The organism is Acutalibacter intestini, assembly GCF_034334985.1.
Taxonomy (GTDB): domain Bacteria; phylum Bacillota; class Clostridia; order Oscillospirales; family Acutalibacteraceae; genus Acutalibacter; species Acutalibacter intestini.
The window spans coordinates 14955-28122 of the sequence record NZ_JAWXXL010000041.1; the positions used below are offsets into that span (position 1 = coordinate 14955).

Here is a 13168-nt window from a genome sequence, read left to right on the forward strand (position 1 = left end):
AGGAGCCTGCCGCATTACGCATAGACCAGTTCCGCATAGATAATTTCCTCCGCCCGGTTGCGGATAGAATTGCAGCGGCGCACCCATTCAAGCTGGTCATCCGCTTTCAATTTCTCCGTCACGCCCTCGGCGGCTTTCATCTGCTCCATGATAAGGTCAAGCCGCTCCTGTGCCTGCCCGTCCACGTCGGCAAGGTGCGTCCAGAGTTTCCCTGACAACAGCAGGCTGCAATAAAGGGCGGGGCGGGCTTCTTCCAGATAGGCTTTACGCCTGCGCCCCCAATGCCCGATTGGGCGGGATTCCTCCGTCAGCCGCAGGGCGGGAATGTAATAATCACCCACAAGAACGTAGTCAAGACCGTTGGTATCGTCATGGATTCTTTCTGGCAGTTCTTTCATTTGTGACCTCCTGTATTCAGTTTTCCAGAATCCAGTTGTTCGTGTCCCTGTTCATGTGAATTTATTAGGCAACTGAACTCTTCACGAACAAGTATGGCATATCTTTCCCCAGTTTCTGATAATTGAGAGAGTGGGAGGTTTCCCGTCCCCGGCTCTCCCCGGTGTTGTAGGTGTCAATGGTTTCTTTTCCCAGGGCGGCGGCTAACTCCTTTAAGGTGGTGGGTTCCTTGCCGCCCAGAAAGATGGAAGTGTCCATATTTCCGATGATGGTGTCGGCGTTGTCCTTGTAGATGGCCTTCAGCTGGGACTGCGCCTGCAATACCAGACAGGCGGAAATCTCCCGGCTTCGGATGGTGGCGACCAGCTTTTCCAGCTTTGGAATCTGCCCGATGTTGGCGCACTCGTCAATCAGGCAGCGCACATGGACCGGGAGCCTGCCGCCGTACACATCGTCCGCTTTTTCACAGAGCAGATTAAACAGCTGGGTGTAGCACATGGAAATCAGGAAGTTAAAGCTGTCATCGGTATCGCTCATAATGAGAAATAAGGCGGTTTTCCGGTCCCCCAGGGTGTCCAGTTCCAGCTCATCATAGGCTGTGACCTCCCGCAGCTCGGCAATATCGAATACCGCCAGCCGCGCGCCGCAGGAAATCAGAATCGACTTCGCGGTTTTGCCCGCCGCCAGTTTATATTTTTTGTACTGCCGCACCGCGAAATGGTTGGGCTTCTCGGATTCCAGCGCGTCAAACATCAGGTCAACGGGGTTTTTGTATTCCTCATCGTCCTCCCGGACCTCCATCGCGTTAATAAACTCAATCAGGGTGGAGAAGTTCTGTTCCTCCACCGGGGCCTCGTAGTGGATATATCCAATCAGGGCGCAGTACAGCAGCGTTTCCGCTTTGACCCAGAAATCGTCACTGGCTTTCCCCTCGCCCTTGGTGTTGGCGATTAAGGTTGTCACCAGCTTCAAGATGTCCTTTTCGCTGTGGATATAGGCGAAAGGATTGTATTTCATGGATTTTTTGAAGTTGATGGTATTCAGCACCTTGATCCGGTACGGCTCATAGATGGTTTTGCCGTTCTTGTCCTTCATGGGCTTTCCGTCCTTATCCAGCCTGGGCGCGCCCCGTTGGAGCAGCTTTCCACATTCGACCAGGATTGTGCCTTTCGGATCAGTAACCACATACGAGCTATGGAGCTGCATCAGGTTGGGCTTGAGCCAGAACCGGGTCTTGCCGGAGCCGGAACCGCCGATTACCAGCACATTTTTGTTGCGGGCGGTCTTGGGGTCCTTGGGGCGGCTGCTCATGGTAAGGCGTTCCGTCTGGGTGAGGATTACATTGTTCTGGAATACCGGATCAACATAAGGGGCGATGTCCTGGGAATTTCCCCATCTCGCAGAACCGTACTCGATATTTGGGCGGTACTTCTTGGCGTTTTTGCCTTTCAGGTAAACAGCCAGCCGGAGCGCCGCGCCGCAGCACAGCCCGACCAGCAGGTCCAGCGGGTGAAAGCTGGGCCAGAAACTTCCAAGCGCCGCCGGAAGGACGGAGATTAGCGACAGCGCCTTTTCCGATGCGTCCGCGCCCTGGGCCATCCGCCACGCCTCCCCGAAGTTGGTGGCGAACAGCCCCATCAGGATATAGGGCAGGTTCAGCAAAACGAGCTTCTTGATGTTCAGGGGCTTTTTCATCGTTCCAACTCCTTTCGCTTTGTGCGGTCCACCACCGCGTTTTTCACCAGCTCTTTGAACTGGTTCAGCTTCGCCAGCACAGACGGGCGGGACGCCTTGCGGACCTTCTTCTGGGTGTACTCGGTAAATGCCGAGGTCAGCGCGTCCGCATCGCGGGCCTTGAAAAAGACCAGGTACTTGGGCGGGGAGCAGCTGCGGTCCTTCTTTACCGCGTAATCCACGCCGTACTTCCGGGCAACCCGTTCAAACGCCTTGATGGAGGGGTCTGTGATCTCAAGATTGGACACGCCCTGGTTCTGCCCGATGAGCTGCTTCACCGTCTGCTTTCCCTGGGGCTTGACCTCCGCGCCCTTTTCCCGCTGTTTCTGCATCTTTTGCTCCTTCAGGTGCGCCAGATACTTCATAATCGCCGCTTTGAACAGCCTGCCGGTGAACTTTGTGCCGCTGACAATGAGCGTCAGGGTTTTGCTTTCCACTTCGTCCTGCATGGGTGTTTCGCCTCCTCTCTATGGATTTTCTGCATGGTTTCTCTATCGGAGCTGGTCTTGCCGGTCGTAGCGCAGATGTCCGTTTCGGACCTTCGCGTGGCTCACAATCCTGATATGCCCCTGTTCCTGGCGTTCCAGGGACTTTTTATATCCCTCCTCGGTGAGAAAGGCGCGGCTGCGTTCCCCTTTCCAGCCAACAGGGGAATCAGCGGTCAGGGTATCAAAAATAATCATGTGCCGGGTGTCCTCCGCGAACCGGTTTAAGTCCATGTAACTATGGCCGGAATACTCCCGCGCCCCGGCTTTAAGCCGCATTTCCTCCATCAGCTGGCCGATTGTCTTTTTTTCAGGCATGGTGTACGCCTCCTTTCTCCCGGCCCTGGCCTTTCACCGTCAGAATCCCGTCCAGCGTGGTGGCGGTGATCCGCAGGCGTTCAGCGGTGGCAATATCGTTTTTGACCGTTTCATCGGTCGAGTGTCCGCAGACCACCAGCACATGGGAGCGGTAATCGGGGTCCCCGCAAAATTGAAGATTTTGTGGGGAGAGGAGGAGCAAGGGAGCGGACGCAGTTTTCGCCGACAGGCGGAAACGGAGTTTAGCGGACTTTGCGACGACGAAATCTCTGGCGATGTCGATCCCGTCCTTTTGTTCCTGGGGGATTTCATCCTTCAAAAACAGCGGCAGGAACAAAACAGGGCAGACCGGGGAATATCCAGCGTCATACACCTGGCGGCAGTAGCTGGCGGCGCTTGCCGCGTTTTCATGGGGGTTCTTGCTCCAGGGAGCGGTGATATACGCAAGCGGTCGTTTCATAACAGATTCCTTTCTCCCGGCAGTTCCGGGCAGACAAAAACGGCCAGCTTTCAAAAGCCGCCGTACATATCGTGGTTGACCTGTGAGGTGTAATGGTTGCTCATGGTGGTGGGCGCATTGAACAGCACCGTCAGGAGGTACTGTTTCATGTTCCGTACCTCGGTGGTGTTCTTTTGCAGGCAGTCCATGACAAACTCGATGTGGGAGCTGTCCAGCTTCAGGAAGCGGGAACGCACCACCTCATGGGGGAAGTCCGCCCCGGCAATCCGGGTGGTCTTACGCTTCGCGCAGACCGTTTCCACCAGCAGCTCCACAATCTCGTCCAAATCCTCCCGGTAGGTCCCAAACCGCTGTTTGAGGCAGTCATACTCGATATTCTCCAAAATCAGCTCCCGATAACTTTCCATCTCTGTCAGTGACATCGTTTCCCTTCGCTTCGGTTCCGGTGGCTTTGCCGCCGTTCCCCGGAAGGGAATGGAATCGGTAATTGATCCGTCAGTAATTGATTTTTGGGTATTTAATTTCTCTATATTTATTTGCGTTGGATTTTCCGTTGACGGTTTTCCCGTTGCCGGATTATCCGTTGTCGGAAAACCCGACAACGGTTTTTCCAACAACGGTTTTGGGGGCAACGGTTGGGCGGGCGGTTCCTCTGTTACCGGACGCTCATAAATCACATACTCGTTGGCGCTGAACTTGCCGCCCGCGTCGGTGGTCTGGCGGCGCTTGATGTACCCCGCCTTTTCCAGCTCATTGACTGCGGAGCGGATGGCGTCCTTGCTTTCCCGGTTGATAACAGCCAGGCCGGAAAGGGTGTAGTCCCAATCCTCCGGCAGTGAGAGCATCTGGGACAGCAGGCCCTTTGCTTTCAGGCTCAGGCTCTTGTCCCGCAGATGATAGTTGCTCATAACGGTGTATCCCTGTGTGCGTTCTACGCGAAAAACGGCCATTTTCTGCACTCCTTTCGTTTCCCAGGGCATGAAAAAAGCCACAATCCCGTAAAAAGAATTGCGGCGTTCATTTGCTGGCTGACTTCTGCCTGTACCGGTGAAAAAACGGCGGCATGGGCGGTTTGTCAAACAGGCTCTCTGACTGCGGAAACGTCAGGGTTTGAAAAATCCGGTCGATCTCAATGGTTTCCATGTTTCGCTGGGAGCGGCAGTCCTCCCGGATGGCTTCTCTGATTTCCTTAACGGTACACATATTCATTCCTTCCTCTCAATTTGTCGGGTTTACGGGTGGCGTTTCTTTTTGGGCTTGAAGTCCAGGATATGCCCCTCAATGACGCGGGCATACCGTTTGATTTTGATGTCCCGGCGCTTCTGGCTGGCGAGAACGGCCTGGTAGCCGTCCTCGTCCAGAAACAGGCGCGTTTCATCGCCGGGTGCGCCGTAGGCGGTACGGGGCCGCAGGACGGAAAACTCCACCATCCAGCGGGTCTTATCCTGAAACCGTTCCACAGCCAGTATGTTGTGGCCCTTTAACTCCCTGGCAACGTGATCTCTCATAGGCGCTCCTTTCAGCGTTCCTGATCTCTCTGACGCTTTTTCTGCCACTGTTCCAGCAGTTTGATGATGGTTTCCTGCATCCGGGCAGGGGTGTAGCTTTTGGGAAAATACTTCCGCAGGGTGTCGGAGGTAAACGTCACCTTGTCCAGATCGCTTTTCTTTTCCTCGCCCATAATCGCCCGCATTACATCTATGGATAAACGCCCCTCCTGGCTGAATTTCTTGAGCCGCTGGGCTTGGGAAAGGGAGGGGGTGGCCTGTTCGCTGTCCATCGCGTCCAAAAGCTGTGTCTGTTCTTCTTTTTTGAGAAAGGACAGCTCATAGGCCGGGTTCAGGGCAATTTTCTTTTCGTCCACCATGTTCAGCAGTTCGGGGATTAACTCGGTCAGGCGAATGTAGCGGAAAATTTGGTTTTTACTCTGGCCGACCTGTTCCGCCAGAACCTCGCTGGACTTCTTCCCAAAATCGTTCCCAACTTGGGAACAATTTTCTTTGGAGGGCCGACCTGCTTGCCGTTTCATAGCTTCTAATTTCATCTTGTAGGCAAAAGCCCTTTCGCTGGGGAGCAGGCTTTCCCGTTGTAAATTGCTGTCAACCATGATAATCGTGGCGGCGTCATCGTCCAAATCCCGGACAATCACCGGCATGGTTTCTTTCTCTGCCAGTTCACTGGCCCGATGCCGCCTGTGTCCGGCTACCAGCTCATAGCCGCCGCTGGGGTCAGGACGGGCAATCGCCGGAACCAGAACGCCGTACTGCCGGATGCTGTCGGCGGTTTCCATCATGGCATCATCATCTTTGACCTTGAAAGGGTGTCCCTTGAACGGGTGCAGCTCGCTTAAAGGGATTTCTACCACCTTTTCCCGCCCCGCGTCGGCGCGGCTTTCCTCGGTGGTAAACAGATCATCGACCGATGCCAGCTCTACTTTTTTCGCGCTGCTTTTCAAGTTTCAACACCTCCTTGGTCAGATTTGCGTAGCCTTCGGCTACTTTGCCGCCTGGGTCATGGGCGAAAATGCTCCTGCCCTCCGCGCTGGTTTCCTTTGCCCGGACAGAATGGGGAATCTCTGTGCCGAATACCTTGATTTTGCTGCCGTAGGTTTCCCGCAGCAGGGCGGCAATCTCTTTGGCAAAGTTGGTGCGGTTGTCCACCATCGTCAGCAGGATACCGTCTATTTGCAGTTTCGGGTTGATCTGCCGCTTGACCTTGTTCACCGTAGAGAGCAGCTGTTCCAGCCCTTTGGCGGGCAGGTACTCCGCCTGGACGGGGATTATGATCCGGTTGGCAGTGGCCAGGGCGTTGACGGTGAGCATACCCAGGGAGGGCTGGCAGTCTATGAGGATATGGGAATACTGCCCCTTTACGGTGTCCAGGTATTGCCGCAGAATCGTTTCCCGGCTCATAGCGTTTACCAGCGACACCTCCATGCCGGACAGCTGAATATCCGCCGGCATCAGGTCCACGCCCTCCGGGTGGCGCAGAATCCCCTCGCCGGGGCGGACCGGCTGATCGGTCAGGATACGGCCCATCGCGTCGGAGAGGGTAAAAGGCAGCTTATCCGGCTGGGGATTGCCCAGGCTGATGGTCAGGCTCCCTTGCGGGTCCCCGTCAATGAGAAGCACTTTCTTTCCGGCCTGTGCCAGCCCAATCCCTAAGTTGGCACAGGTTGTGGTCTTGCCCACACCTCCCTTTTGGTTGGCGATGGCGATGATTTGCGTGTTCAAGATAATCACCTCATTTCTAAGTCGTTGTGGTTGCTTCTGGAAATAGAAAAAGCCGCCACTTCATAAATTGAAAAGTGACGGCTTTTTCTGATCCCGGAATACAGTTCCCCGGAAACGCAAAAAGCACCCAGCAAAAAATGCTGAGTGCCTGCATTAAAATCATATTCAATTATTCAAATTCGGTCAAACTACGCCAAACTGTTCTCGTATAAATTGAGGGGTGAGAGGGAGTAAAAATCGCCTCTGAAATACCCCGAAATCAGGGCTGTGGTTGTCCTATTTTTTAACCACTAAGCCCGTTTTTTACCTCCATTTTTGCCGGTTGTCCTATATTTAACCACTAAAAATTGGGTGAAAATGGCTCTCGTTGTGTCAAATCAGGTCAAACTATATCAGCTTGTTTGGGTATAAGAAAACCCCGGAAAACCTTGATTTTCCGGGGTTTTTGAGCAATTTTGATACGGTTTGAACAGCCGATTAACGCTTGCTGAACTGCGGAGCGCGACGGGCCGCTTTGAGGCCGTACTTCTTGCGCTCCTTCATTCTGGGATCACGGGTCAAGAACCCAGCCTTCTTCAAGGCAGAACGCAGGTTCTCACTGTCATATTGCAGCAGAGCGCGGGCCACGCCATGACGAATGGCGCCGGCCTGGCCGGTAACGCCGCCGCCGGAAACCCGGCATACAATGTCAAACTTTTCGTTAGTGCCTGTCAAAGCCAGGGGCTGGCGCACAATGTACTTCAGCGTGTCAAGGCCAAAGTAATCGTCAATGTCCCTGTCGTTTATGGTCACCTTACCAGTGCCCTGATACAGGCGCACGCGGGCTACAGAGCTCTTTCTTCTGCCGGTGCCGTAGAAATAGGGTGCGGTTTCATACATAGCTTAACATCCTCCTCTTACATATTCCATGCTTCCGGCTTCTGGGCCGCGTGCTTGTGTTCGCTGCCAGCGTACAGCCGCAGGCGCGCCATAGCGCTGCGTCCCAAAGAGCTGGAGGGGATCATGCCCTTCACAGCCAGCTGCATGGCCAGCTCTGGCTTAGTGCGCATCAGCGCGTCGTAACGGGTGGCCTTCAGATGGCCAATGTATCCGGTGTGCCGGTAATAATACTTCTTCTCCGCCTTGCCGCCAGTGAGTACAGCATCCTTGCAGTTTACAATAATCACATGGTCGCCGCAGTCCACATGGGGTGCAAAGGTGACCTTATGCTTGCCCCGCAGCAGTACGGCAGCCTGCGCAGCCACCCGGCCCAAGGGCTTGCCGGCAGCGTCGATAACATACCATTTGCGCTGGACTTCGCCGGCCTTTGGCATAGTAGTTGACATAGCTTAAAACCTCCAAACTTTCATGCCGTTCAGTTATTTTCACTAGGAAATCATAGCACAAGTTTTCCTGGGTGTCAACGGGTTTTCCCGTTTTTTTCATTGGTATAGATAAAATCTTCTGATTTCTTCTGTTTTTACTGATTTATCTCTTCAGTTCTCCTTTTCTATTTTCATTCTTGTTCTCGGAAGCTGACGAAAAAACATTAAAGTACTTTTGCGCTAATCATCCTTTTGCCAATGATCACCGGCTAGACCATCCACCTGTCCACATCGGCCCGGCATGAAAAGTTATTTTAGTTATAATACATCATTGGATTTTTGAACGACTAGGGCTTGTTTGAACATAGAGGAAACGACGAATGCCACAAATTCTCGATAGCATATAAAGGGAACTGGACCAGCCAGCGCAGTTCCCCTGGCCTCTCCTCTGAACCGTTTCTCGGGTCTTTTTGGCTTTTTTGAAATACAAATAAAAAAAGCAGCTTCCAAATGGATGCTGCTTTTTAGTGTTGGCGAAAACCTATTTTCCCAGGCCGTCTCCAGCCAAGTATCTTCGGCACAAACGAGCTTAACTTCCGTGTTCGGGATGGGAACGGGTGGACCCTCGTTGTAATCAACACCAACTTCTCTTGCCAGGCTCATCGCCTGACTGCTTAAATATAATACCACATCCTTTCGGAAAATGCAAGCCTTTTTTTCAATTTTTTTCAAGTTCTTTTCAATATACAAGATCATGATACTGTTCTACAATACTATTGCATATATAGATGTTCCCATCATGGGCCTTATCCTGAAATTCCCAAAGCCCGCGCTTCTTGTCCTGCTTTTTTCCTGGCAAAGGCCATCCTGCACAGTGACCAATTTAGCGTGGAGCCCTTCACTCTGTCAGCAATATCCCACAGCTGATCTGTCAGTCGAACCTCCACGTTCCGGGCGGTTAGCTCCCCCAGAAGATCCTCCACTTTGTGTTTTGCCAGGGGTCGCTGGGGAGAGGTTGCCACATAATACCCTGCTACCTGGTCCTGCAAAGAAAAATCCCCTGGATCAAACTCATATAAATATAATACGGTACTCTTCATCGCCTCCAGCCACCCGTGCTCAATCACCACCACGTGACAGGTTGTTGTGCTGGTAAAGAATCGTTCCCTGTCCTCCTGGGTGGTCTCTGGCCCCACATGGTATGCCACCCTGGGGCAGTTCCTGGGCGTCAAAAAGTTAGGCAGCCGCGCCTCATCCAGAGCCCATACCAGGCCCACTGCTGGGTCTAAATCCCTGCGGGAGGGCAGTCGGGGCTGAAATATCTGAATGTCCGATTCTTCGCTGACATGAAACAACCGCATAAGCCCTATTCCCTTATGGTTAAAAATCAAAAAACGGCTTCCCATTAAGGAAACCGTTTTCTGTGTTGGCGAAAACCTATTTTCCCAGGCCGTCTCCAGCCAAGTATCTTCGGCACAAACGAGCTTAACTTCCGTGTTCGGGATGGGAACGGGTGGACCCTCGTTGTAATCAACACCAACTTCTCTTGCCAGGCTCACCGCCTGACTGCTTAGATATAATACCACATCCTTTCGGAAAATGCAAGCCCTTTTTTCAATTTTTTTCAAGTTTTTTTGCTTTTGGAAATGTTCACAGAAATTCCTTGACTTGCCTGCTTGAATGCCGTAAACTATAATTAACGCAGTTCAAAAGGGAAAGCTCCTTTTGAACCAAGGGCAAAGCCGCTTGCTTGAAAATTGTTCATATCTGGTTTTCAAGTGTGTCTATTTTATAGGAAAATATCGGTTTCCTGTAAACCAAACTTATGAAGGAGGCTTCTTTATCTTATGAAAAAAGGTAAGTTCGGCATTGTTTTATGCTTTTACCCCATTGCGGCTTTTGCAGCCGCTATTTTCCACTCGCCCCTTATTGCGGCTGCATTGGTCGCTGCCGCGATTTTTATCGAGCGGGACGAATGGACCGGCCGCCAAACTCTTCAGGCCTGGATGCTTTCGGCGATTGTCTATTTTGTGAATGATGTGGTATCTTGGGCTTTGCGCCTGGTGCGTGTGCCTTTCCTGACGGATGTCTTATCTTTTACTTCCACGGCTCTCGCTGTGCTCATCACTTTGGCCGCGCTGGTATTCAGCATTTTGGGCATCATCCGGGTACGGAAAGACAACGAGGCAAACATTCCCTTGCTCTCGGACCTGGCCTACCGGGCCTACGGCCAGATAAAGCCTAAGCCCATTCCTGTACAAGCCCCCGCCGGATACCCCCAGCCCTATCAACCCGGAATGTCCCCCTTGCAGCAACAGCCTATGCCGCCGCAGGGGCCATATCCGTCCCAGTACGCACCCCCTCAGTATACCCCTCCCATGGCCTCTACCCCAGGCTCTACTCCTGAACAAAACATCCAGCAGTCTCAAAACGCCCAGCCGGGCGGCCCCCAGGCATAAGCTATGGAGCGAGATTACGTTTTTCGCCGGGGCGGTTCTCCCTTTCGCCGTCCCAGCCGGCGCAGGGGCCCTCCGTGGATCGTCTGGGTTCTATTGGCTTTGGCGCTTATTGTAGGCATTACGGTGCTCATTATCCGCCTGGCCGGCGGAAGTGAGGAGCCCGCGCCGGAAAGTTCCCAGTTGGCTTCAACGGCTTCTGCCTCTTCCCAGGACCTAATTCCCACCCCGGCGCCCACGCCGGAGCCTACATCCACAGCTCCGCCTCAAACTGCTCCTGACTCCGCGCCACAAGATATAGGCGGGCTAATGGTGGTAAACGGCGGCGCTTACGAATACTATCACTTTTCGGAAGAAGCTACCAACAAGTATATTACCACTGTGGCTAACGCAGGTAACGCCTTATCCGGCGCTACCTTATATAATATAGTGGTGCCGACCGCTATGGATGTACGCCTGCCGGACAGTTACTTGACCGAGCACAACGTGGACAGCAGCGACCAGCGCAAGGCCATTGACCGCTACATATACCCATCCATTCACGCCATGAATCCTAATGTGAAAACAGTGCCTCTTATCAACGCGCTGGCCAGCCACTACACAGAACATATTTACTTTGACTCAGACCGCACTTGGACACAACTGGGAGCTTATTATGCCTATGAGCAGTTCTGCCAGGTCAAAGGCATCCAGGCCGTATCCCTAGATCAATTTGAGAAGAAATCCTATGAAGGTTTTATGGGCAGTTTTGCCTCTCAGGTAGGAGAGGAAGCCCTTTATATGGACACGGTGGACGCCTATTATTCCTCTGCCAACACCAGCCTAGACTTTACAGACAGCGACGGGGTGACCCAAGAAGGCTTCGCGGTAATTGCCAATGGGGATGACTATGATTCCTCTCTCCTCTATCTAATCTTTGCCGCCGGCGACCAGCCCTATAAAGTGCTGCACAATAGCGACCTAAACGATGGCTCAGCTTGTGTGGTGGTGCAGGAGTCCTTTGGAAACTTCTTTATTCCCTTTCTCACCAGCCACTATCAGGACGTGTATGTAGTAGATTATCGAAGTTACACAGGTAATGTGCCAGAGCTTGCCAGCCAAGTAAGCGCCAGTGATGTGATCATCCTTACAAATGTAATTATGACTAGCACGGATTCTGCTGTGGACACCTTTGCAAGCCTATTTTAGAGGCATCTATAATAACCAGCCATACCATATCTCCATGGAACTAAAAACCTCTCAGGCTAAAAGCTACTGAGAGGTTTTTCCTTTGTCTATTTTCTGGCCACTGCAAAAAAATGCGGACTCATCCCCAAGAGAGAAGGCTCACTTTCTGTAAGGCGAACCATATCAAGCAGTTTTTCCCGAGCATCAACATTCTCCCACACCGTGTTTAATTCTGGTGTAACCCAGCTAATTCCCTCTACGGCCAGCAGGGCGTCTACTGTAAATCCAGCCTGGCTTATTTCCTGCCTCAATGCATCCGGAGAGTGAAAATACGCCTCTGTCAAGAAAGTAGGGTACTCCTTAGGCCGATGATGCTCTCCTGCACTCAGTTCATTTCGAACCATATCCATATAAATCTCTTCGTCCATATATTGATTTTCAGTCCCGTAAGTACGCAAGGTCCAGGTTGCATTACTAAACCGAGAGATTCCAGCAGCCGCCAACACTCCGCCGGGACGCAGAACTCTCTTTGCCTCTACAAGGGCTTGTAGGCGGCTTTCCGTCTCCATTAAATGATAAAGAGGGCCCATTAGTAAAAGAGCATCGCAAGCGGTCTCTGGCGCAGGCAAGCGCCTGGCATCGGCTGTCACTGTCTCATAAAAAGCGGTCTGATGTGTCTTGGCGTAGGCCACGGCAGATGGGGCCAGATCAAACATAGTGACTTGGCAGCCCAGTCCTGCCAACCAGTCAGAGTAATACCCCGCGCCGCCGCCCACGTCGTAGACAGTCATGCCGGGCTCGATATAGCGGGAGAGGAGTTCTTTAGTTCTGGCTCCCTCCACTACGCCCAGGCCCCGGTGTAGTCGGTCGATCTCCCCTAAATTTTCATAAAAATTCAGCACATTTGATAAGTTTTCCATAGCAAAAGCTCCTAACAAATCATTTGTGGGGAAACACTATCTCACAACCTCTGTGTGTATCACTTGAAAGCCATTCTTCTGATAAAGCCGGACGGCATTCCGGTTCCAGTCCGCCACGTGCAGGGTAATCGGGCAGACGCCGCCTTGTTGCATACGGGCCACTGCGAACCGCAGCAGCCCCTGTCCATATCCTTTCCTCTGGTGGTTTTTTGCAACAAAGAGGTCGTCGATCTCGCTTCCGTATATGGCCACCGAGCCCGCCAGTTCTCCTTTCACCTTTAGGACAAAGATATCCTCCGCTTTAGAGAGCAGCGTTTCTCTATTGTCACAGCAGTAAATGGGGGTAAGCCCAAGGGCCCGACGCATATCAGAAAAGCAATCGTTATAAGCGGCAGCGTAGGCCAGGTAATCAGTGTCCGCATAATTACGCAGGTCCCAGCCTGGATTTAATAAAACGCCGCCCATATACCGCATGGTATGGGCAATAATCTTCATAACAAATTCCTCTTTACCAAGTGAATATAGAAAAAAATAGCCTATCCGACTGGATAGACTAAATTTAACGTAATAAACTTTAAGCCGTAACCGGCGTGTACCCTAAAAACTGAATAAAGCGAAAGAAGCAGGAAAGGAATCGAATCAAGGGTGGGAACAAACTTGGTCAAGCCCTCGGCCTATTAGTACTGCCAAGCTGA

At 52.4% G+C, this 13168-nt stretch carries 16 protein-coding genes, 2 rRNA genes and 1 pseudogene; 2 read left to right on the plus strand and 17 right to left on the minus strand.

Annotated elements, in window-relative coordinates; translation table 11 throughout:
* Nucleotides 1-14: 14 nt before the first annotated feature.
* The 15 genes and pseudogenes from U8U68_RS18625 to rrf (U8U68_RS18695) all read right to left on the minus strand — a co-directional run bounded on the left by U8U68_RS18625 (nucleotide 15) and on the right by rrf (U8U68_RS18695) (nucleotide 9471).
* On the minus strand, nucleotides 15-398 hold the full coding sequence (locus U8U68_RS18625; RefSeq protein ID WP_160276076.1) for a TnpV protein: 384 nt from the start codon (nucleotides 396-398) through the stop codon (nucleotides 15-17).
* Between the two features lie 97 nt (nucleotides 399-495).
* Nucleotides 496-2091: pseudogene (locus U8U68_RS18630) on the minus strand (VirD4-like conjugal transfer protein, CD1115 family); the annotation flags it as partial.
* The gene (locus tag U8U68_RS18635; protein ID WP_004070654.1) at nucleotides 2088-2579 is read right to left on the minus strand and encodes a PcfB family protein; all 492 of its coding nucleotides are present in this window, start codon (nucleotides 2577-2579) and stop codon (nucleotides 2088-2090) included. The gene U8U68_RS18635 and the pseudogene U8U68_RS18630, both read right to left, overlap by 4 nt.
* Before the next feature lie 42 nt (nucleotides 2580-2621).
* Nucleotides 2622-2933, minus strand: coding sequence for a DUF5720 family protein (locus U8U68_RS18640; protein ID WP_322203526.1), 312 nt, complete (start codon nucleotides 2931-2933; stop codon nucleotides 2622-2624).
* Entirely contained in the window at nucleotides 2926-3393 is a 468-nt protein-coding gene (locus U8U68_RS18645) for a DUF7768 domain-containing protein (RefSeq protein WP_322203528.1), read from the minus strand. The genes U8U68_RS18640 and U8U68_RS18645 overlap by 8 nt, the downstream gene beginning before the upstream one ends.
* A gap of 50 nt (nucleotides 3394-3443) precedes the next feature.
* On the minus strand, nucleotides 3444-4343 hold the full coding sequence (locus U8U68_RS18650) for a DUF6017 domain-containing protein (protein ID WP_322203530.1): 900 nt from the start codon (nucleotides 4341-4343) through the stop codon (nucleotides 3444-3446).
* 67 nt (nucleotides 4344-4410) lie between these two features.
* Nucleotides 4411-4596, minus strand: a complete 186-nt coding sequence (locus U8U68_RS18655; RefSeq protein WP_367575860.1) for a hypothetical protein — start codon at nucleotides 4594-4596, stop codon at nucleotides 4411-4413.
* Between the two features lie 29 nt (nucleotides 4597-4625).
* Entirely contained in the window at nucleotides 4626-4901 is a 276-nt protein-coding gene (locus U8U68_RS18660; RefSeq protein WP_004054662.1) for a DUF5720 family protein, read from the minus strand.
* 11 nt (nucleotides 4902-4912) lie between these two features.
* Nucleotides 4913-5848: a ParB/RepB/Spo0J family partition protein gene (locus U8U68_RS18665; protein WP_016220474.1), complete on the minus strand. Its 936-nt coding sequence runs from the start codon at nucleotides 5846-5848 to the stop codon at nucleotides 4913-4915.
* A complete protein-coding gene (locus U8U68_RS18670; protein WP_322203536.1) occupies nucleotides 5805-6626 on the minus strand; it encodes a ParA family protein in 822 nt (273 codons plus the stop codon). Before U8U68_RS18670 ends, U8U68_RS18665 begins: the two co-directional genes overlap by 44 nt.
* A gap of 477 nt (nucleotides 6627-7103) precedes the next feature.
* The gene (rpsI, locus tag U8U68_RS18675) at nucleotides 7104-7505 is read right to left on the minus strand and encodes a 30S ribosomal protein S9 (RefSeq protein ID WP_322203538.1); all 402 of its coding nucleotides are present in this window, start codon (nucleotides 7503-7505) and stop codon (nucleotides 7104-7106) included.
* Between the two features lie 17 nt (nucleotides 7506-7522).
* Nucleotides 7523-7951, minus strand: a complete 429-nt coding sequence (rplM, locus tag U8U68_RS18680; protein WP_322203540.1) for a 50S ribosomal protein L13 — start codon at nucleotides 7949-7951, stop codon at nucleotides 7523-7525.
* 507 nt (nucleotides 7952-8458) lie between these two features.
* Nucleotides 8459-8575: ribosomal RNA gene (rrf, locus tag U8U68_RS18685) — 5S ribosomal RNA — on the minus strand.
* A gap of 161 nt (nucleotides 8576-8736) precedes the next feature.
* Nucleotides 8737-9291 carry a DUF6886 family protein gene (locus U8U68_RS18690; RefSeq protein ID WP_322203542.1) on the minus strand — a complete coding sequence of 185 codons (555 nt, stop codon included), beginning with the start codon at nucleotides 9289-9291 and terminating at the stop codon, nucleotides 8737-8739.
* Nucleotides 9292-9354: 63 nt separating this feature from the next.
* A 5S ribosomal RNA gene (gene rrf, locus U8U68_RS18695) occupies nucleotides 9355-9471 on the minus strand.
* Nucleotides 9472-9777: 306 nt separating this feature from the next.
* Between rrf (U8U68_RS18695) and U8U68_RS18700 the strand changes: the two genes are divergently transcribed.
* Together U8U68_RS18700 and U8U68_RS18705 are read left to right on the plus strand one after the other, a co-directional pair.
* The gene (locus tag U8U68_RS18700) at nucleotides 9778-10389 is read left to right on the plus strand and encodes a hypothetical protein (protein ID WP_322203544.1); all 612 of its coding nucleotides are present in this window, start codon (nucleotides 9778-9780) and stop codon (nucleotides 10387-10389) included.
* A gap of 3 nt (nucleotides 10390-10392) precedes the next feature.
* A complete protein-coding gene (locus U8U68_RS18705; protein WP_322203545.1) occupies nucleotides 10393-11574 on the plus strand; it encodes a DHHW family protein in 1182 nt (393 codons plus the stop codon).
* A gap of 86 nt (nucleotides 11575-11660) precedes the next feature.
* On the opposite strand, the gene U8U68_RS18710 is transcribed toward U8U68_RS18705, so the two are convergent.
* Entirely contained in the window at nucleotides 11661-12473 is an 813-nt protein-coding gene (locus U8U68_RS18710) for a class I SAM-dependent methyltransferase (RefSeq protein WP_322203546.1), read from the minus strand.
* Between the two features lie 36 nt (nucleotides 12474-12509).
* Nucleotides 12510-12968: a GNAT family N-acetyltransferase gene (locus U8U68_RS18715; RefSeq protein WP_322203548.1), complete on the minus strand. Its 459-nt coding sequence runs from the start codon at nucleotides 12966-12968 to the stop codon at nucleotides 12510-12512.
* Between the last annotated feature and the right edge of the window lie 200 nt (nucleotides 12969-13168).